Raw genomic sequence first — 21,367 nt, forward strand, 5'->3', positions numbered from 1 at the left:
GTTTAAAATCCTTCAAAAACACCTAAACCAAATAATGCAAAGTCATATTTTACAGGATCATTCGGGTCAAGTTTTCTAAGGTTTGTATCTAATTCTAGCAATGCTTTGGCATCGTTTTGTTTTCGGATAAGTAATCCTAGTTTACGGGCTACATTACCTGAGTGAACATCTAGAGGGCAAGATAGGGCAGAAGTAGGGATAGTTTTCCAGATACCAAAATCGACTCCTTTGTTGTCTTGGCGACACATCCAGCGTAAGTACATGTTAATTCTCTTTGCTGCTGAACCAATATTGGGATTAGGTAAATGCTTTTGAGTCCTTTGAAGATGTGGAATTTCAAAAAAAGTAGTTTTGAATTCAGAAATGGCTTTTTGGGTTGAATTATTTGCTGTATTTATACTGAAGACATTCTCTAAACCATTATGATTAGTGTAAATGTTTTGTAATCCTTTAATAAAACTTATAAAATCCTGACCATTAAAGGTTCGATGTACAAAGCTTTGCAAATTTTCCAAATGATGTTCTTCATGTGACATGACAAAATCATAGGGAGTATTTCCCATTAGCTCCATCATCTTTTGTGCATTTTTGATAATCATTTTTCGATTTCCCCAAGCAATGACCGATGCTAAGAAACCAGCAATTTCAATATCTTCTTTTAAATTAAATTGATGTGGAATTTGTATAGGATCACTTTCGATGAAATTTGGATTGTTGTATAATTCCACTTTTTCATCAAGAAATTCTTTTAATTCAAATTGTTTCAATATCATTAATTTGACTTTTCCAAATGCAAAAATAGACTTAATTGAAAATATTAAAGCAGGTTATTTAAAGTAAATTCTTTTTATGTTACTTTAAATTTCTGAGTTATTGATATATGTTTAAAAAAACAATCTATATTTGCATTGTGAAAAAAACACTATTCATATTGGCATCATTTATCCTACTCAAACCATTTATACCTTTTGTTGAGTATGTTGTCAATTATGAGTATATATCAAAAGTACTCTGTGTAAATAAGGAAAAGCCAATCATTGGTTGTGACGGAAAATGTTACCTTATGAGCCAATTGGCAAAATCTTCTGAAGAAGAAAAGCCGATTTCAGATAAAAAACTAATAGTTAAAGAAGTTGAGGTGCTGTTTTTTCAAGAAATTGAAGCCGTTTCAATCTCACAGCCATTAGTAGCGTTTATGAATGAATTAAATTCAAAATATTCCAATTTGTATAGTTTTTTGGACTGTTCAACTTCTTTTCATCCACCTTCAATTATTTCTTAAAGTTTTTGAACAAAATATGTGCTTTAAAGGCTTCCTATTCTGTATAGGTTGCCAAAGTGTTTGTGTTCAAAATCGTTTGGGAGTTATTTCCCGAACAAAATTCTTATAAACTTTAATAAATAAAAAAATGAAACGAGGCTTTTCAAGTTGTTTTATAATGACTTTTGTTTGCCAAGTTCCATCTTTTACAATAAATAATAAAATACAAAAAAGATGAAATTTCAATTAAAAAATATAGTTGCCGTGATGGCAATGGCTCTTGCATTTGTTTCTTGTTCAAACGATGATGAAAATCCTGCAAATAATATTACTGGAACTGGAAAATTAGATGTTGAATATGATAATGTTTTTGGAAGCGCTGACTTAATTCTTAATTCGCAGGCAAATGTTACCTCTCAAGGTGAAACCCTAAACGTATCGGATGTAAAATATATAATTAGCAATATCGTTTTGACAAAAGAAGACGGATCAACTTTTGTTTATCCAAAAGCTCAAGGTTATTTCATTGTTAGTGAAGCAAATGAGGCTTCTCGTGTTTTGAAATTAGAAAATATTCCTGCTGGAAATTATACTAAGATCAAGTTTGGTATAGGAGTTGATGAGGCACAATACAATGCAGGTCAAACAGTTCAAGGAGATTTCTTTGCTTATGCTCAAGATGAGGACATGGCTTGGAGTTGGAGCGCAGGCTATAAACATTTACTTTTTGAAGGTATGTTTACTTCTTCAAGTGTTACTACATCAACACAATTTATGATACATACAGGGAAATCTGGAGCAGATTATAATTATAAAGAAGTAACTTTAAATTTTCCTGATAAAGCTTTGGTAAGAACTAACATTACACCAGATGTCCATATTTTTGCTGATGTTGCAAAAATTATTGATGGAACAAATAAAATAAAATTATCGGATAATAATATGGGCGGAATGGGAGCAATGATTATGTCAGGTTCGAACTTGGCTCTTATCACTGCTAACTTATCCAACATGTTCACTGTGAACCACGTTCATAACGACTAGATTTAATTAAAAGCTGTTGGCATTTATTTGCTTACAGCTTTTTTATAAATAGAATTAAAATGAAAGCAAAATATTTAGTATTGCTCATTTTGTCCTTATTGTGGAGTTGTTCAAGTGATGATTCTGACGAGTATAAGGATATTCCGATTGATTTTAAAATACCTAGTAATTTCCCGCCATTAGCTTATGATTTGCAAAATAATCCGATAACTGTAAAGGGATTTGAGTTAGGCAAAAAGTTATTTTATGACGGAAGATTATCTTCAGACGGAACAATATCATGTGGATTTTGTCACCAACAACAGTATGCTTTTACACATCATGGACACACGGTTAGTCATGGTGTAAATGGATTGAGCGGGATAAGAAACTCTCCTTCAATTCAAAATTTGGCGTTTCAAAATACATTTATGTTTGATGGCGCAACGGAACATTTGAATTTACAGCCAATTCTCCCGATTACGAATCCTGTGGAAATGAATGGCAATTTTACCCAAATAGTAGCAATGTTAAATTCTGATGCAGAATACAAAAAGCTATTTGGATTGGCTTACCCAGGTAAACCAATCAACACAGAAAACATGCTTAAAGCTATGGCTCAGTTTTTAGTGATGGTAACTTCTTCCAATTCCAGATTTGACAAGTATCGCAGGAATGAATCAGGTGGGTCTTTAACTCAGGAAGAACTTGACGGCTATGCTATTTTTAATCAGAAGTGTGTATCCTGTCATGCCACTGATTTGTTTACCGATAATTCTTTTAGAAATAATGGATTAGCGGTCAATCCACTAGTTAATGATATTGGTCGTTATCGTGTAACTTTACTGGAGCAGGACAAATACAAATTTAAAGTGCCAAGCTTGCGAAATATTGAAAAAACAAAGCCTTACATGCATGATGGTCGTTTTTTTACGCTCGAAGCAGTTTTAGATCATTATTCGTCAGGAGTAGTTAATTCTTCAACGCTTGACCCGAGTTTAAACAATAATGGAAATTTAGGCATTCCAATGTCTACAAGTGAAAAAATTAAGCTCATAGCCTTTTTAAAAACATTAACAGATGATCAATATCTAACCGATAAGCGATTTTCAGAATTTTAAAGAAATGAAAAAATATGTTTTAATATTGCTGATTGTATTTCAATTTACAAATGCGACAGAAAAAGACAGTTTATCAAACACAAACCCCAATCCGTTCAGGAAATATTATGCTTTTCCAGAAAAATTGATGTGTGATGCCTGTGGATGTTCTGCAAGTGGTGGAAGTATGGGATTTGCTTCAATGTTAAATTCCAATTTCGTTGGAGTGCGGTATTTTAATCAAAGCTACAGAAGTACTGACGGCTTATACAGTAATTCACCTTGGTATAAAGAAAATTTTAATACAGTTCAAGTCTGGGCAAGAATACCCATTTTTACAAACTTTCAAATTTCAGCATTAGTTCCTTATCAATCTCATAATCGTGAATCTAAAGCTGGTAACCAAGAAATTAACGGAATTGGAGATATTACTGTGTTAGCTATGTATAGATTATATCAAACACATAAAGACAGTACATTTTTAGTTCATACTTTGCAAGTAGGTGGTGGGATAAAAGCACCAACAGGAAAATTTGACCAAGCCAATGCTGGTAATGTTAACCCAAGTTTTCAGGTAGGAACTGGTAGTTGGGATTATCTTTTGGCAACAGAATACATTATTAAAAGGAAGCAGCTTGGCTTAAATACAATGTTGAACTATACTGTCAAAACTGAAAATGATAAATATTACAGATTTGGTAACCAATTTAATTATTCAAGTACCTTCTTCTATCTTTTTGAAAAAGATGAATTATCAATTGCACCACAGTTAGGTTTTGCAGGTGAGGTTTATGCAAGCAACCGTCAATATTCTGAAATAGTTAGAAATACCTCGGGTGATATTTTGTTTGGAAAATTAGGTTGTGAATTAGGAAAAAATAAACTATCGTTTGGATTTAACACTATGCTTCCGATTAATCAAAATTTAGCTAAAGGTAGAGTTGAAGCTAAATACCGTTGGAGTGTAAATGTAAATTATAGTTTATGAAATCAAATTAATTTTTTAAAAACCACCTTTTCTAGGTGGTTTTTTTAATGAAATTGTAAAAGTTATATGTATTTTTCTATTTAATTTAAAATAGTTATTTAAATTGAAAGAGATGTCGAATTTAAAATCTCATCTTTGATTCGACCATCCACCATCACTAGTTTTCTATCGGCCATGTTTGCTAACTGCTCGTTATGAGTTACTATTACAAATGTTTGACCAAATTCATCACGAAGTTTAAAGAAAAGTTGATGTAAAGTCTCTGCCGTATGTGAATCTAAATTTCCACAAGGTTCATCGGCAAAAATAACTGCGGGTCTGTTTATTAAAGCTCTAGCTACTGCAACTCTTTGCTGTTCACCACCAGAAAGTTCACTGGGTTTATGATGCATTCTTTCTTTAAGACCAAGATAGGTAAGTAGTTTTTCAGCTTCAGCCTCTGTTTCATTTTTAGGTTTATTAGCAATGAAGGCAGGAATACATACGTTTTCTAAAGCAGTAAACTCAGGTAGTAATTGATGAAATTGGAAGATGAATCCTAAATTTTGATTTCTAAATTTAGAAACAGTGGCATCATTCATTTTTAAAATGCTTTCACCGTTAATTTGTATGTCTGATCCCGTTGAAAGTTTTGGAGTGTCTAAAGTGCCTAATAATTGTAGCAATGTAGTTTTTCCAGCACCAGATGCACCAACAATAGAAACAATCTCACCTTTTTTAATATGTAGGTTTACACCTTTTAAAACGTGTAAGTTTTCATAAAATTTGTGAATATTTTTGGCCGTAATCATACTATCTGTTTTCACAAAGAAACAAAGAATTTGTTGAACATCAAATAAAGTTTTGTTAAGTTGTTTTTTTAGGTTTCACTTTTGGTTAAATTTGAGTAAACATTGTAATTATGAAAACATTTGTTGCACTTTTTTTATCACTTTTAAGTTTGAGTTGTGAATCAAAATCGAAACCAATGCCTTCATTAGAAAAACAAGATATGAATTTAGAAAAAGAAAAAGAAATAGCTATTTTTGCAGGAGGGTGCTTTTGGTGTACAGAAGCAGTTTTTTTGCAACTTAAAGGAGTCGAAAGTATAAAACCTGGCTATATAGGAGGGAAAACAAGTAATCCAACCTATAAAGAAGTTTGTTCAGGATATTCAGGTCATGCCGAAGCCGTAAAGATAGTTTTTGATCCTAACCAAATAACCTACGGAGAATTATTAGAAGTATTTTTTGCTACTCACGATCCAACGACAATAAATAGACAAGGAAATGATGTAGGTTCTCAATATAGAAGTGAAATATTTACTACCAATGAAAAACAAAAAACATTGGCTACAGCTTACATTGATCTCTTAAACAAAGAAAATACATTTGGAAAAAAAGTAGTTACAAAAGTAAGCAATGCATCAGAATTTTATGTGGCTGAAGATTATCATCAAAATTATTACAATCAAAACAAGGATCAATCGTATTGTCATTATGTGATAACACCTAAAGTTGAAAAAGTTAAGAAGCAGTTCAAGGATAAATTAAAAAAATAATTGGCACTAGATTTGTTATTATTTTAGTAACTAATTTAAATTTAAGAATGACAAAAGATGTACAAATTGAGGTAAAACAAAAACCTCAAGCAACAATAGGGAAACTTATAATAGGGGTATTGTTTGATGCTATAGGAATGTTATCTTATGCAGTTCCAGTTTTAGCTGAAGCGACAGATATAATTTGGGCGCCTATTGCAGCTTTTTCAATTTCGATGATGTATAAAGGAACAGTGGGTAAGGTAAGTGGTGTAATTGCCTTTATTGAAGAGATAATTCCTGGGCTGGATTTTATACCAACATTTACCATAACATGGTTGTATGAGTATTTTCAAGAAAAGAAAAATAAATAAAAATGATTAATCCCGAGTAATCGGGATTTTTTTATGCTTTAAAAATAAAACCTAAACCAATTGACTTAAGCATTTTTTTAGCAAAAGGAAAAAAGAAACCTGATTGTCCAAATAAATAACCAAATACCATAAGCATAAAAGGGTATAAAGGCAATACAAGTACTAACAGAATTATATAGTAAGGAATCCAGTGTAAATTATTTTTTGTAAGCCCTAAAAGACCCATTAAATAGTCTGATATTTTTGCAGACAATGAACCATTAATGGCAAAAACAATAAAAATTACGACCAATTGCCAGTTTGATGTAATTCCCCAACGCTGTTTTAATTTGTTCATAAAACAAATATAAAAAATTACCTTGGTGGAACAATACCGTATAAGTTTTGTTTGTAAGTATTTTGAAAATATATCATGTAGTTATAAATGAGGTAATTTACTTCATAACCATAATGTATGCTTGGATCATAATTAATTTGCATCTCGTATAAATTGGGATCATATCGCTGAGGTTGTAGTACTCTTCTATTCCATTCTGAAACATACCAACGATTTTTGTTTTCTAAATAGAATTCAGAGTGATATCCTCTTTGATAAGCTCTAGAATTTAGCCAACTAGTAAAACCGGGATCAATTATGGTCACTTCATATTCTAAATCCTTATTTGCAATGGTGACAGTATCTCCTTTTACCGAGTTTGAATTAGAGTTTGTGCTTGTAACATTTTTTGTTTTACAGCTAATTATAGTCACAAAAACGAACAGAAATATTATAAAATGTTTCATAATAATGAAAATTAAAAACCACGCTGATAAAGCGTGGTTTAGTTATTCTATTTTCCAAATAATTTTCCGAGTAAACCTCCAAGACCTCCTTTTTTAGTGACTGCTGCGAGTGCATCACCAACTCCTAGTTGTCCATCTCCATCTTGATCTAAAACTGAGGCTAATATAGAACCACCCATTGAAGAAGATTGTGATGATTGACTATTACCTAACAGTCCACCCAATAAATCACCTAAGTCGGTTCCATTTTGAACATTGCTGCTTTTTGCTTTTTTTGCTAAAATGGCCATTAAAATAGGTGCTGCAATTTTTAAAATCATTCCAATTTTATCAGAGCTTACTCCTGTATTTCGACTCAACGAGTTTTCAACATTAGCCTGATTATCTCCTAAAACATGACCCAGTATTTTTCCACCGTCTTCAGTATCAACACCGCCATTACCCATTAATCCACCAAGATTGTCAAGGAAACCACTATTATGTTTTCCTCCTAAAAGGGCACCAAGTAAACCGCTAGCTCCTTGCTCTGTAGAAGCATTATTTTGCATGGAATTAATTAATGTAGGTAATGCAGAAGTCAAAACCGATGAAGTTTCTGCTTCGCTGGTCCCAGCTTGTTGTCCTACACTCGAAATAATTTGTTTGCCTAAATCACTATTTAGTAAGTCCATTAATCCTGACATAATTCCTTAGTTGTTAAGTTAGTAAGGACATAAAATTAAGGAAAAATTTTAGATTTCGTGTTTCAATAATGTTATAATTTGCTCTGCTAATTCTGTTCCAATTCTGTCTTGAGCTTCAACTGTTGCAGCTCCAATATGTGGTGTTAACGATATTTGAGGATGCATTAAAATTTGTACCGCTGGTGTTGGTTCGTCTTGAAAAACATCCAATCCTGCAAAGGCCACTTTTTTGCTATCCAATGCTTCTACTAAATCAACTTCATTGATAATCCCACCACGCGAACAGTTAATGATTCCTACACCTTCTTTCATTATTTCAAATTCCTTTTTAGAAATTAAGTAACCATCCTGTGAAGGCACATGAAGGGTAATAAAGTCTGAATGTTTCAATAAATCTTCTACAGGTTCAGTAGCAATTTCTAGGTCTATGAATTGATCGTTGTAAAATTCTACTCGAATCATGGCTTTACCTACAAAACTATCCGATGCAATTACTTTCATGCCTAAGCCAAGCGCCATTTTGGCAACAGCCTGACCAATTCGGCCAAAACCAATAATACCAATAGTTTTTCCTCTTAGTTCAATTCCGTTAGCATAGGCTTTTTTCAATCCGTCAAAATTACTGTCACCTTCAAGTGGCATATTTCTGTTAGAATCGTGTAGAAAACGAACGCCACTGAATAAATGGGCAAACACTAATTCAGCTACCGAATTTGATGATGAAGCAGGTGTATTAATCACTTGTATGTCTTTCGAAATAGCATAATCAACATCAATATTATCCATTCCTACGCCGCCACGACCAATAATTTTTAAGGACGGACAAGCATCAATAATGTCTTTTCTCACTTTAGTCGCACTGCGAACTAATAGCGCGGCAATTTGGTGCGTGTTTATATAATTGGCAACCTGTTCTTGGGCCACTTTTGTAGTAATTACTTCAAATCCAGCATTTTCTAAATGTGCAATTCCACTTTTTGAAATGCCGTCGTTTGCTAAAATTTTCATTGTGTTTTTATTTAGGAGTTTTTCCCGCTATTCGCTGTATCTTTTTTTGTAACCTTCGAGAGCCTCAGGTTACAAAAAAGGATGCTGCTACTATCGGGGCTAGTTATATTTTATTTTCCAGTTCTTTCATTACACCAACCAATACTTGTACACTTTCAAGTGGTAAGGCGTTGTACATTGAGGCACGATATCCGCCAACTGATCTATGTCCTGTCAATCCAGATATTCCAGCCGCTTTCCACAATTTGTCAAAAGTTTCTGCATGACCTTCATCATTTAATACAAATGTAGCATTCATGATGCTTCTGTCTTCTGTAACGGCTGTTCCTCTAAATAAAGGATTGCGGTCAATCTCGGTATATAGTAAATTAGCTTTTGCTTCGTTTATTTTTTCAATGGCTTTAATTCCACCTTGCTTTTTTAACCATTGTAATGTTAGTAAAGATGCATAAATTGGGAATACTGGTGGAGTGTTATACATACTCTCTTTAGCGATATGTTGTTGGTAATCCAACATTGAAGGTATGTGTTTTCCAGTTTTGCCTAAAATTTCTTCTTTTACAACTACTAATGTAACTCCTGCAGGCCCCATGTTTTTTTGTGCACCGGCATAGATTAAATCGAATTTGGAAAAATCCAATGATCTCGAAAATATGTCAGAACTCATATCACAAACGATAGGAATATTCAATTCTGGGAACGATTTCATTTGTGTCCCAAAAATAGTATTGTTGCTTGTACAGTGAAAATAATTTGCATCTGTGGGAACTTCATAATTTTTAGGAATGTGATTATAGTTATCTGCTTTTGAAGAGGCAACCACAATAGTTTCACCAAAATGTTTAGCTTCTTTAATCGCTCCACTTGCCCAAGTCCCTGTATCAAGATAAGTAGCCTTACCGTTTTCTCTCATTAAGTTGTAAGGAACCATGAGAAATTCTAAGCTAGCACCTCCATGCAAGAATAATGCCTGATAACCTTTTCCTTCTAATCCCAGAAGTTCAAGAACCAAAGCACGTGCTTCTTCCATTACCGAGACAAATGCTGCACTGCGATGTGAAATTTCAAGGATGGATAAATCCATTCCGTTAAAATTGAGAATAGCCTTTGCTAACTGCTCAAAAACTTCCTGCGGTAAAATACATGGTCCGGCGCTGTAATTGTGTTTTTTCATTGTGTAGTTTGTGTGTTGTTTATCGGATTTTTTAAAATCATCACAAATTTCGTGAAATAGATAACAAAAAAGCCTAATTGTTGTTAACATTAGGCTTTAGTTTATTAACGAAAACGTTTTCGTGCTTTATGATTGTAACAAAAAGTCTAATGTATCTATGTTATCTGCATAGTCCCAAAGCTTTGGCTTTTGTGTTTGTCCAAACGGAATACTGTTTGGAACCAAATTATTGGAGACAATGCATTGAATGGAGTCTGCTTCATTTTTTAAACGTAACTCTACATCTTTAATGTCTTGATAGAACTCATAAAATACAGATGAAATAGGAGAGGCATAGCTCGTGTCTTCCTTAATTGTTAAAAATCCATTGTCTAGAATTTGGAACAAACTCATTAAAAAAACCGCCTTATTGTAATCGTAATTGTTAGCGTATTTTTCATATTTTATGATATCTTGATATTCAAAAATGGCTTCAAAAAAGTTTTTGAAATCGTAGCCTTCTGGAACAAAAAGTTTGGAAACATTACGACACCCTAATCCAAAATAACGAAATATATCTTCTCCTAAATTAACCAAATCTTTGGTCGATTCATTTCCATTTAAAACTGCTACTGAATTTCTGTTTTTACGGATAATACTAGGTTTGTCTTTAAAATAATATTCGAAGTAACGGGCTGTATTATTACTTCCAGTAGCAATTACGGCGTCAAAATTTTCAAGTTTACCTTCGCTAAATTCAATGTAATTTTTTAATACAGGTTCTACTTCAATTAGATAATTGGCCAAAAATGGTAATAAATGCTGATCGTTTGAAGAGGTTTTAACCAAAACTTTATGTCCTGCAATTAACACTGATAAAAAATCGTGAAAACCTACAAGCGGAATATTTCCAGCTAAAATTAAACCAACAGTTTTTGTAGTTACTTCCTGAAAATTGTAGTTAGAAAGCCATTGATTAATATTTTCTTCTGTCAATGCTTCTGCCCACGATTTTATAGAAAAATAAACCTGTTCAGGTGTAAACCAACCATTATGAGACTGTGAAAGTTCAATCAGATTTAAAAAACGGTCAAAGTAAAGATAGTTGAACTTTACATCTTCAATCTTTACACTTTTTTCTAATTGGAACTGACTTAAAAATTTTCCCAATTCAATAAAAGCATTTATTTTATCTTTTTGTAGCATTTGTTTTTTGCTTATGTGTGGTTTACATTGTAATTTTGCACAAAAATAAGTAATAAGTTTTAGTTAATGAATAATAACAATATTCTTCTAACTTCTACTTTTAAATTCTAACTTAGAAATATGGCAATTATCATAACAGACGAATGTATCAATTGTGGTGCCTGCGAACCAGAATGTCCAAATACTGCAATTTATGAAGGCGCTGACGACTGGCGTTGGAAAGATGGTACACGATTAAGCGGAAAAATTATTTTACCTGATGGAACTGAAGTAGATGCAGATGCTGCTCAAACACCAGTTTCAGACGATATTTATTATATTGTTCCAGGGAAGTGTACAGAGTGTAAGGGTTTTCATGATGAACCGCAATGTGCTGCAGTTTGTCCAGTCGATTGTTGTGTTCCCGATGACAATCATGTAGAAGATGAGGAAACGTTGTTAAACAGACAATCATTTTTACATAACGAATAATAGATAAGAATATAATAAAAGAGGTTTTTTTAAAAAAAATCCTCTTTTTTTTTAAATTTGATACAAATCAACGTTGATGAAGAACATTTTATCTTTTGTTTTATTTTTTCTTAGTGTTAGTGCTTTTTCTCAAAATCTTGAGTTTGTAGTAATAGTAAAAGATATTGAAACAGGTCTACCTATTGAAGAAGTAACCATAACTTCAAAAAAAAATAATCAAGGCTTTTTAACTAACAAAGATGGAGAAGCTTTTATTAACCTTAGCAAAGCGTCAGATTTACAATTTGAACATTCGCTTTATAAAACCTACACTGTTAAATTTACTGAGCTGAATAAAAAAGTCAATGAAGTTTATTTAGAAAGTAATGCTAAAAGACTTGATGAAATTATCTTAACCAGTGAACATCCTCAAGACATATTAAAGAAATTAGTTAAAAACTCTCTTGAAAAAATATCGATTCCAGCTAACTTGAAAGTGTATTTAAGGGAATTTTACAAGAAAAATGATCAGATAGTTTTCTTTAATGATGGATTGATAAATTTTCAAATATTTGGAACTTCAAAAAATATTAAAACGGATATTTTAGTAGAACAAAATAGAGCTATTGGTTTATTAGAGATTGATATTAAAAACGAACTTTTAGGTTATGATTTAAATGATATTATTCAAAACTATTATCAATTTAGCTACTTAGGAGAAGTGTTGGAGTCAGGTGCAAAGCGAAGATATGATTTTCAAGTTATGTCATATTCTAGTAATGAAGATTATTTGGTAATTAATATTACGCCACTTGAAGAAGCAGATGGTGTGTTGTCTAATTACAAAATTGTTTACGATAGAAATAAAATGATAATCATGGAAACAGGTTCTATGGTTGCCGAATCGCGTTTGGGCGAATTAAGACAGTCATTTTTGAAAAGTAGTAAAATTTACAAGCTAGAGTATAAAAACACTTTTAAAACAGATGGTAATTTATATTATTTAGCGAATTCTAAAGAAGTAATTGCATTTGAAAAAAAATACAAGAAAACAAGCAGTAGAGTAGAGGTGAATAATCATATGGTGACAACTAATTATGATAAAAAACTTTTCAAGTATAACGAGCATAATGTTTTTAAAGACAAATCCTTAATCAGTAAAAAAACAAAATACTATAACAATTATTGGGATGTAGAATCAGGTTTCATCTCAACAAAAGAAGAAAAAGAAGTGATAGAGCGTTTGGGAAATCTTCAATAAATTTATTCTACATATATAAAAAAAGCTGCTCATTTGAGCAGCTTTTTTTATATTTATATGTGTTATAATGTCTTTATTATTACTCTGATAATCTGATAGCGCGGATTTACTTCGTCTGTTCGCTTCGCTCGAGTGTAATCCGTGCTTATCACAAACTTTAAAACAAATCTAACAAAATCACATCTAAATCATTTTCCAAACCCGCATAATTTCTGGCTGAGCTGAAAAAATAATCTTCTTGACATCTTACAGTTTTGTTTTTAACAGGGGTCCTGTGTATATATTCAACTTTTTGTCTTATAAACGAATTTCTATAAATCTGTTCTGCATGATAACCATCTTGTCAAACTTTATAGTGCTGCTCTCTTTTAAATGTTCACATGCGTTTTGAAAATAATCCAACATCTATTCACGTCTGCTCTCTGGTTCGTTAATAATTATTTGAATGATTTCCTTAGAAGTAAATTTTTTTAAAATCACGTATAACATCACTAAGAATAAATCCATTAGTAGTTTTACATAGTATTTGTATATGACTTGTCATAATACAATAAACATAAATTTAGAGTCATTTATGTAACTGCCAGTATTGTAGTGCTCTGACAATGTTTTGTTTTTGATTTAATCTTGTAAAAACATCTATCCATCCTACTGTTGTTATCGTAATAAAATAAGCTTCGTCTAGTTGCGGCTTTATATTTTGTGGACATGGTGTATATAAAAAAACAAAACTACAACTTTTTACAGTTGTAGTTTATATTCTTTGATGACACGGTTTTTTAATGGGAGAAGCAGATAACCAAAATATATTTAAAGACTAGTTATGTTTAAAAGAATGGCAGATATTGAAAGCCTGCCCGAAAAAGATAAACAATGCTTATTGCTTACCGTAGATAATTTTATTAAAGCTACTAAACTAAATATTTTATAAATAACAAAACCCAGCTCAACGGCTGGGTTTGTTGTTTATGTTAATTTTCGTTAAAATAATAATAGAACCAAAAGTAAAATGATAAAACTAACAATTAGATAGCAATAAATAAAACGCTTTAAAATAAAATACCTAAAAATGAATCTTAAAGACAATAAAATAACCAAGTCTAATAAAACTTCAATAATTAAAATACTAACTTTAATTAGGACTATTAATTTTGGTATTCCGTTAAAAAAATCTTGTTTCCCTTTGGTTACAATTCCTAAATTTTCACAAATAAGATTAGATAAATCTATAGCTTGATTTTGAAAAATATACCAAATTAATATCTTAAATAATAAGGTAGATAATACTATAATGATTTTTTGATAAATGTTTTTCATAACTATTTATTTTACTTTTGCTTGTAACCATTTATTATTGTCGTACATATATCGCATATTATCATTTACCCAAACATTCTGATAAATTTGACCTCTACCTATAGAAGTGAGTCCATTTATAGATATTTTGTATGCTCCAGTAATTTTTAATGCGGAGATATTAGCTTTTGATATTGTTAGAGTAGAATTGTTTTTTAATGCCGCGCCTGTAAACACACCTTTAGTAGTAATTCTAAAATTATTTGCATCTACTCTTGTTACTGTCTTAATATAATCTCCAACATCTGAATTTATAAAAGAAAACATATCACCAGACGCATAATCACCTGGTTTCATACCAGACATGATTTTATTAATGATTGTTTCTCCAGAGTCTCTAGAACTAATCCCTAATGATTTTAGAGTTACCTCCTTGCCTTGTTGTTGTAGGTCATCATCATCAAACATACTGTTTCTGTCTCCATCGTGCATCGCATGATTAAACATACTCACGGTGAAACCTGTTGCAGCTCCCTGCCAAAAGTTACCGCCACTTATACTAGCACCGGCACCACCCATTACTGTTCCAAAAGCAACCATGCCAGCAGTGCTATCGGCAAATTGCCCAGCACCACTCCATACTTGTTTTGCATTTATCATTTGTCCACTAGCATCTACACCATCATGGCTATAACCTTTACTAAAAGCACTAGCTGCAAGACTACTTATACTTCCTGCCGCAAATCCTTGCCAAAAATTACCTCCTTGTACGCTTGACATTCCTCCCTGAAATGCCCCGTGTGCTAGGGCTTGTACTCCAGATCTTACATAAAAATTTGTAATAGTACTTGTAGCAGATCCAATACCGTATGTAATTACTGCTGAAGCTGAAGCTATTAAGACAGATTTAACCAAGCCACCAGCTGTAAATGGTACATCGGCAAAAAAGGCTGTAGCCGTATAGCTTAAAACTGCTACGGCGGCAGCTACTACTACTGCTGTTAGTAGCTCATACGATTCACCACTTGTGTCAGTATACTTTAAAGGGTTGTTAAGAACGTAACCATAACGGTTGTAATTTTGTGTATTATACGGGTCTTGTATATTATTATCAGGTTGTAGGAAACGATGTAATTTAGGATCATACAATCGACCATTCATGTGAATTAGACCAATAGTTTGTAAATGCTCATGTCCTGTATAACCTCTGTCTAAAACGGTTAATTTGTCTAGATTATTGTTAAATCCATCTTGAATTTTTACGATTTCACCCCAAGGATCAAAAAGTCTTTTTTCTACTATTTTAGCCGCTTCATCAGTTATAGCTATTATACTGCCTTGATAATCTCTGTGTAAATAAAAATAATGTTTTTTATTGCCATCGCTTTTTAAAATAATTGGAGCTGTATAACCATCACCACCAATGTAAGTAATAAACTCAGTGATGTCTGTGTCTTTATCATATTTTATTTCCATTGTGCCATCAGCCGAATAGAATTTTTTATAAAGACATCTTGAGATATCAGGATCAGGACTTCCATAATATAAGGCACTTCTATTGTTGAAAGCGTTATATGAAAAGAAGAGTGCATCAATACCGTCAACAGCAATAGAAACGGGACTTTTAAATGCATTATAGCTAACGTTTTGTAATGGTTGTGCTTGATAGTATGTATTAGCTTCAGGCGTTACGAATACAGAAGTATTTTGATACAGTTTTGCTGTATTTGTATAATTATAAGATCCAATTTTGCTTTGAGTGATTCGCCCTTTATTGTCATACGATTGTGTTATACCAGGAGGATTCATATCTGTAATTGTGATATTGTCCAGAGTGAATACTACAGATGCAGGATCTGGCGTAATTATAGGGTCTCCAGGTCTTTGATTAATACTTTGACTGTTCTGATTTACTATGGTTCCATTGGTTTTTCTGTTTATAAAACCGTTACCTGTATTAAATCGGAGTTTAATGTTTGGATAAAATTGAGTAGTGTATTCCATTTCAAAATTACCATTAGCTAGTGTACCTCCATCAACTTCATAAAAATCTTGAGTTACAGGGTCTGTTTCAATAATAGTAATAGAAACATTAGTGGCGCCAGATATTCTTGTAAATTCACCTTTAACATTTATAGTTTTTCCAATAGAAGCATTTGTTAAAATTACTTTTTCTGTACCTACACCATAATTTGTAGCATTTACTTTTAGTCTACCACTTTCTTGTGTAACTACAATTCCACTAGTTCCAAAAGCTGTAAACCCTTCATTGTTTGTTGTGAAAAGATATTTAAATAATAGTTTTGGACCATCACTCCATTCTGTAAGTCTGTCAAGAGCATCATACTTAAATTGATCCGTTTTATTAAATAAACTATTGTATCTATTCAATAAATTACCTCTTACTACATCAAAAGTGGTGTTTAGAGTCATGACATTTACAGGAGTTGTACCTTGTAAATCATGTTTTTTTTGGGTAGGGAATCCTAATTCATTATAACTGTTTGTAACTAAAATATCATTACCATACAACCCTTCTTTTAATTGACCTCTTTCATTAACGGTATTAGTTTGCCATAAAATTTTTTGAGAAGTATCATCCAGTATTTGCCAATGTGAGCCATTTTTATAGGTATTTTTAATCCATTTTTCAGAACTTTTACCATTGGCATAATAGGTTGCTTTGTAATATTCTCTGTCAGGTCTTCCAAAACTATCATACGTGGTTTGTCTTTCATAACCAGCTGTATTAGTGTTGGTTTCAGTAGTTTTTACTATTCTATTAAACTGGTCATATTCATAAGTATATTGTATGTTTTCTCCATCAACATCATAAAAATCTGTTGATGTTAGCAATTTTGTTGTCCCATCATAGGTATGTACTATTTTAGTCTCTGTTAGATCTCCTGAAATTGTTTTCTCTTGAAGTTTTCCAGTATTATCTAAATTATAAACAGTTTCCCCTTTTGGTGTGATTTCTTTATAAATTTCACCTGTTGGATAGTATTCATATTTATAAAGACCTGCAGATGGATCATTTAGTTCTATTTTATTACCCCACTCGTCATATTTTGTGCTTATGGTTGTGCCTTCAAAATTTGATGTTTTAAGACCTCCATTGGCGTAATATGTATAAGTTATTGTTCCACCATTGTCTGTTGTAGACATTATATGGCCATTAGCGTTTTTGGTAGTTGAAACTGTTTTAAATGTGTCAGAAACAGATGCGGTTAGACCATTATAAACATAATTTTTTATTATTCCTGTTGTACCTTTAACTTCTCTTAATTTCCTTCCATATTCATCATAGGTATAGGTTAGAGTGCTCCAGTTTGTAGGGCCACCTGTAGAGTAAGGTTCAGTCTCTTTATATATTCTACCTAAAAAGTCATACTCCACATTTTTATATGACCATAATCCATCGATGTTTTTAACTCCGGTTTTAATTCCTCTACCTAAAGCATCACTTACTGTAATGCTGCTGCTTCCATCATCACCAGTTTTTGTGACAGTATATTCGTTAGAAGTTTTCGTGTAAGTATAGTTAATGCTTTTTCCAAGATAATCGGTAATTTTTTTTGTTTTTCCCCAATTATCAACTTCAGTTGTTGTAGCAAGTCCAAAAGGATTTGTCGATTTAAGGACAATACCATATAAAGGATGAAATAAGTTGTTAGTTGTGGTTAAACCTTCAACATCAGTAGAGGTTTCAACAAATCTTCCTGAAGAATCATAAGTAAACGAGGTACTCCTAGGTGCTATTACTGGGCCAGTATATCCTTCAGCACTCACAGTTTTCTTTTTGATATTCCCGAAGAAATCATATTCATAGTCTTCGACTAAATATTTATTTGAAGTTGTATTTCCTTTTTTCTTGGTTTTAGTAAGTAAATTATTGGTGTAATAAAATTCAGTACTTGATTGTGATGTATCCGAATAAGCAACAGTTGTTGTTTTTGTGGTTAAAGGTCTTCCAATAAAATAGGTACTCCCTGTTCCTGAAGGATTATTACTAAAAGTATTATCAGTGGTTACAATTCCTTGAGTTACCCCATTTAATTTATTTGTTGTTGTGCTTTGAGTAAGGATAAAATAATTAGAATCGTAAGTGTAGCTGCTTTCGTTAGATACATTTGTAATGAAATCAGTCGTGATTTGAGTATTTAAGAGAATGTTATACACACTATTTACAGTGTTATAAGAAAAACTATTTCGTGTACTGTTTATTATTCCTGATGGATTACCTGAAGTTACGAATGAAAAAGCATTACCCGTGCTTACGAGTTGTGAATAATTTCTTTTGGTTGCACCTCGCCATATAGCATCATTTTCAGTCACACTCCATATTCTTTTTTCCGTAGGATTTTGATACCAAGCACTACGAGCAAATTTGGCAAAACCAATAGGGCCTAAGTTCATATTGACCATATAACCATGATACTTAAAATCTTGACTTTTAGTTACACCTACAGCTGTATTAGTTATTTTTGAAACAAGTTTAATTGGTATAACTCTTTTAACTTCTACATTGGGATAATCTAGTGAATTGCTTGAAGAATAAAATTCTGAGAATGCGCCTTGACCAAAATTAGCATTAGTTTCAGGTTCCATGGATTTGTATGTAATTTCATCTAGAATGTTTCCGCCTGATGAACTTACTTTTTTTAGTAAAATATCTTGCGAAACATTTTTGGTGAAATTAACATAAGTGACTGTGTTATCTTGATTTTGGACAACCACTAAGTCACTTTCTAATCCATTGTTTCTATAAGAAGAAACTATTGGAATTGGCATCCAGTTGTTATCACTACGATGATTAATTGGACTGGTGTAATCTAATGTAAATTTGTTACCAGTTACATTTGTATTTCCAATATTGTTAACATAAGTAGTTACTTCCCACATGGTATTATGGTCATTTATCGTTTCGTCTGGTTTGTAATATTTACGCCAAACTCGTACTAAGTCAGATTTTCCATCATTATTAGTGTCTAATGCATAATAATTACTTAAATGAGTTTGAGTGTTATAGCTATCACCAGTATTTGCCCAATATTCAACTATATTATGCCCTTCTATTTCAAAAAAAGATCCTCCAGTGGGTTTAGGGTTGCTATAGTAAATATACCAGTAATCACATTGTGAGCATCCGTTACCATTATGATGAGGCATCATAATATCTGTTTTTCCATCTCCATTATAATCTCCAAATAATATTTGCTTATCATCGGTATAATTATTTAAAGTACCATTTCCTATAATTTCCAGATTAACCCAAGGAGATTGATTTAGCTTATTAAATGTGATTAAATTGTATTGCCCATTGGTTTTTACACATAAAATATCACTCTTTCCATCACCATTAAAATCCATCACATACTTTTTACCTTCTAAAATTGTTGAATTTGGTACATCAAGTTGAGAGAATCCACTACTTCCTAAATCTTCAGAACTATATTGGTTTAGATCTAAATAGTAATAATTATTTCCAGAGTCTGAATATGATTCATAACATTTTTTTGTAGCATTAAGAGTAATGCCACCAATAGGAATTACATAATCAGTAAGTGTTGAAGTTTGAGAATTAAGGCTGGCTGGTGGATTGGTTTGTAAGTTCCAGCCCGTACTAGCTCTATTACTATAATATTTATATACATATTGATGTCCGTTAAAATCAAAAAGATCTTCTAAACTTATATAACCAACTTTTTGACAGGTTCCTCTTAGATTTACACATTCAGTAGTAAAATTTGAAGATTCGAAAGGATATTGAGAATACGGATATTGTGGTTTACGGTATAATTTATGTGAATTAAAGTCAATTTCATATTTGCATTGTATACATTCATTTTCTGTAGTAAATAAAGTCTTTTTAACTTCGTTTATTTTACTGGTAATCAGAATCTCTGAAATGCCATTTCCATCAAAATCTCCTTCCAAATATTCATTTGATTTTTTTGTATAAACAGGTTCAAATGTACAGTTAGAATTATCTCCTGTTCCAGTACCCGTATTATTTAGTGGTATTTCTTTTATGTAATTCAAACTCAAACCTGGTAGATAAGGAGAATAGTCTGGATTTTTACTGTAAACTTCAAAAGCTATGGAATTAGCATTTTCTTTAATGTTAGAAATTGAATGAAATTGATTTAGTTTTGTGCCATTTAATGTTGTAACGCATAGTGATGTTCTTTTGTCAATAGAAAAAGGAATATCAGTTACAGCACCAGTTGAACCTTGAAATAATTTACTGTATATTTTGTTTTCTGTTGCAAAATCTAATCTGCTGTCACCATCAAAATCACCAGATAATGTTATAGAATTAAAATTTAAATTATTTGCATAATCTGTTGGTGTTTCGATATTTTGTGTATATGTGGTATCGTAATCAAAAACAACTGGATTAGCAGGTTCTCCAGCACCGTTAAACTCTTGAATTTGTTTCACTCTTTCATATCCTGAGTTTTCAATATGAGTTAGTTGATATTTTCTAAATAATTGACCTGAAGTTTTTACTTCTACATTATCTAGTAAGGCTACTTTTTCAAGTAATACACCTTTTATATAAGCTTTTTCAGTTCGTTTCGCTTGCTTGTAATTAAAAAGAATACTGTTTACAGGAGTTACTCCATTGTTGTTAGCACTAAATTTAATTTCGGATATACATAAACTTTTTCCAAAAGGATTAGAATAATGGTAGGTGATATAATTACCATTAGTGTCTTCAAATCGAACAATATAATAAGCAGTCAAATCGGTAGCATTTGTACCTCCATAATTACCATACCATGTGCGTGAACCGTCTGGGGCAGTAGTAATAAAATAAATATTGGTGCCACTTCCTTTTAATTCGATTTTAGTATTCGATTGTATTTCGGTTTCGTAGGTTGAACCATCAGCCCAATACGTTCCAGACTTTAAAATAAGTCGTTGACCATCTAGTGATAATTTATCGTTATCATCAAAATCAACACCATCTTTAAAACCATCAATGTCAGTTCTTGTCGCCATTCTGGCAATAGTAGAAATCGAATTAATATTCCATCCTTGACCTGCGACACCTCCCATTTGGCCACTTGAATAGACAAGATTTATTACAGGCCCGACATCATTAGCACTAGGTGGCATTGCAATTGGTAAAGTATAAACGGCTTGCCCGCTATTTGAGATTTCTAATTTACCTTGTGTGTCGTGATAATTTTGAGAAAATAAAATAGTTGTAAAAAAGAAGAGTATAGATAGTATTCTATATTTCATAGGAG

Annotated in this window: 17 protein-coding genes; 8 read left to right on the top strand and 9 right to left on the bottom strand. The window is 32.0% G+C overall.

From position 1 onward, the window contains the following. Positions 1-2: 2 nt before the first annotated feature. Positions 3-767: a TIGR02757 family protein gene (locus LJY17_RS02080; RefSeq protein WP_264544871.1), complete on the bottom strand. Its 765-nt coding sequence runs from the start codon at positions 765-767 to the stop codon at positions 3-5. Positions 768-931: 164 nt separating this feature from the next. On the opposite strand from LJY17_RS02080, the gene LJY17_RS02085 reads away from it, so the two are divergent. From LJY17_RS02085 to LJY17_RS02100, 4 genes are all read left to right on the top strand, one after another. Further along, complete coding sequence (locus LJY17_RS02085) at positions 932-1,282, top strand: hypothetical protein (RefSeq protein ID WP_338441804.1); 351 nt, start codon at positions 932-934, stop codon at positions 1,280-1,282. Positions 1,283-1,495: 213 nt separating this feature from the next. Continuing rightward, on the top strand, positions 1,496-2,305 hold the full coding sequence (locus tag LJY17_RS02090; RefSeq protein WP_264542216.1) for an MbnP family protein: 810 nt from the start codon (positions 1,496-1,498) through the stop codon (positions 2,303-2,305). A gap of 59 nt (positions 2,306-2,364) precedes the next feature. Further along, positions 2,365-3,405 (top strand): cytochrome-c peroxidase, encoded by a 1,041-nt coding sequence (locus LJY17_RS02095; protein ID WP_264542217.1) that lies wholly within the window; start codon positions 2,365-2,367, stop codon positions 3,403-3,405. A gap of 4 nt (positions 3,406-3,409) precedes the next feature. After that, positions 3,410-4,372, top strand: coding sequence for a transporter (locus tag LJY17_RS02100; protein WP_264542218.1), 963 nt, complete (start codon positions 3,410-3,412; stop codon positions 4,370-4,372). Between the two features lie 98 nt (positions 4,373-4,470). On the opposite strand, the gene LJY17_RS02105 is transcribed toward LJY17_RS02100, so the two are convergent. Continuing rightward, positions 4,471-5,163, bottom strand: a complete 693-nt coding sequence (locus LJY17_RS02105) for an ABC transporter ATP-binding protein (protein WP_264542219.1) — start codon at positions 5,161-5,163, stop codon at positions 4,471-4,473. Positions 5,164-5,339: 176 nt separating this feature from the next. On the opposite strand from LJY17_RS02105, the gene msrA reads away from it, so the two are divergent. Both msrA and LJY17_RS02115 read left to right on the top strand, forming a co-directional pair. Then, the gene (gene msrA, locus LJY17_RS02110; protein ID WP_413614517.1) at positions 5,340-5,912 is read left to right on the top strand and encodes a peptide-methionine (S)-S-oxide reductase MsrA; all 573 of its coding nucleotides are present in this window, start codon (positions 5,340-5,342) and stop codon (positions 5,910-5,912) included. A gap of 47 nt (positions 5,913-5,959) precedes the next feature. Next, entirely contained in the window at positions 5,960-6,265 is a 306-nt protein-coding gene (locus LJY17_RS02115) for a hypothetical protein (protein WP_264542220.1), read from the top strand. 31 nt (positions 6,266-6,296) lie between these two features. On the opposite strand, the gene LJY17_RS02120 is transcribed toward LJY17_RS02115, so the two are convergent. From LJY17_RS02120 to LJY17_RS02145, 6 genes are all read right to left on the bottom strand, one after another. Beyond that, positions 6,297-6,602, bottom strand: a complete 306-nt coding sequence (locus LJY17_RS02120) for a DUF6787 family protein (RefSeq protein WP_264542221.1) — start codon at positions 6,600-6,602, stop codon at positions 6,297-6,299. Between the two features lie 17 nt (positions 6,603-6,619). Next, positions 6,620-7,048, bottom strand: coding sequence for a DUF6146 family protein (locus tag LJY17_RS02125; RefSeq protein ID WP_264542222.1), 429 nt, complete (start codon positions 7,046-7,048; stop codon positions 6,620-6,622). A gap of 47 nt (positions 7,049-7,095) precedes the next feature. Beyond that, on the bottom strand, positions 7,096-7,731 hold the full coding sequence (locus LJY17_RS02130; protein ID WP_264542223.1) for a DUF937 domain-containing protein: 636 nt from the start codon (positions 7,729-7,731) through the stop codon (positions 7,096-7,098). Positions 7,732-7,779: 48 nt separating this feature from the next. Continuing rightward, positions 7,780-8,739 (bottom strand): D-2-hydroxyacid dehydrogenase, encoded by a 960-nt coding sequence (locus tag LJY17_RS02135; protein WP_264542224.1) that lies wholly within the window; start codon positions 8,737-8,739, stop codon positions 7,780-7,782. Between the two features lie 103 nt (positions 8,740-8,842). After that, on the bottom strand, positions 8,843-9,913 hold the full coding sequence (serC, locus tag LJY17_RS02140) for a 3-phosphoserine/phosphohydroxythreonine transaminase (protein ID WP_264542225.1): 1,071 nt from the start codon (positions 9,911-9,913) through the stop codon (positions 8,843-8,845). A 126-nt stretch (positions 9,914-10,039) separates the two neighbouring features. Then, positions 10,040-11,098: an acyl-CoA reductase gene (locus LJY17_RS02145; protein ID WP_264542226.1), complete on the bottom strand. Its 1,059-nt coding sequence runs from the start codon at positions 11,096-11,098 to the stop codon at positions 10,040-10,042. Between the two features lie 120 nt (positions 11,099-11,218). On the opposite strand from LJY17_RS02145, the gene LJY17_RS02150 reads away from it, so the two are divergent. Both LJY17_RS02150 and LJY17_RS02155 read left to right on the top strand, forming a co-directional pair. After that, positions 11,219-11,569, top strand: coding sequence for a 4Fe-4S dicluster domain-containing protein (locus LJY17_RS02150; RefSeq protein WP_264542227.1), 351 nt, complete (start codon positions 11,219-11,221; stop codon positions 11,567-11,569). Between the two features lie 76 nt (positions 11,570-11,645). Continuing rightward, on the top strand, positions 11,646-12,809 hold the full coding sequence (locus LJY17_RS02155) for a carboxypeptidase-like regulatory domain-containing protein (RefSeq protein WP_264542228.1): 1,164 nt from the start codon (positions 11,646-11,648) through the stop codon (positions 12,807-12,809). 1,323 nt (positions 12,810-14,132) lie between these two features. Here LJY17_RS02155 and LJY17_RS02160 read toward each other — a convergent pair. Then, the gene (locus LJY17_RS02160) at positions 14,133-21,362 is read right to left on the bottom strand and encodes an RHS repeat-associated core domain-containing protein (protein WP_264542229.1); all 7,230 of its coding nucleotides are present in this window, start codon (positions 21,360-21,362) and stop codon (positions 14,133-14,135) included. Between the last annotated feature and the right edge of the window lie 5 nt (positions 21,363-21,367).

The sequence above is a fragment of the Flavobacterium hankyongi genome (genome assembly GCF_036840915.1).
Lineage (GTDB): Bacteria > Bacteroidota > Bacteroidia > Flavobacteriales > Flavobacteriaceae > Flavobacterium > Flavobacterium hankyongi.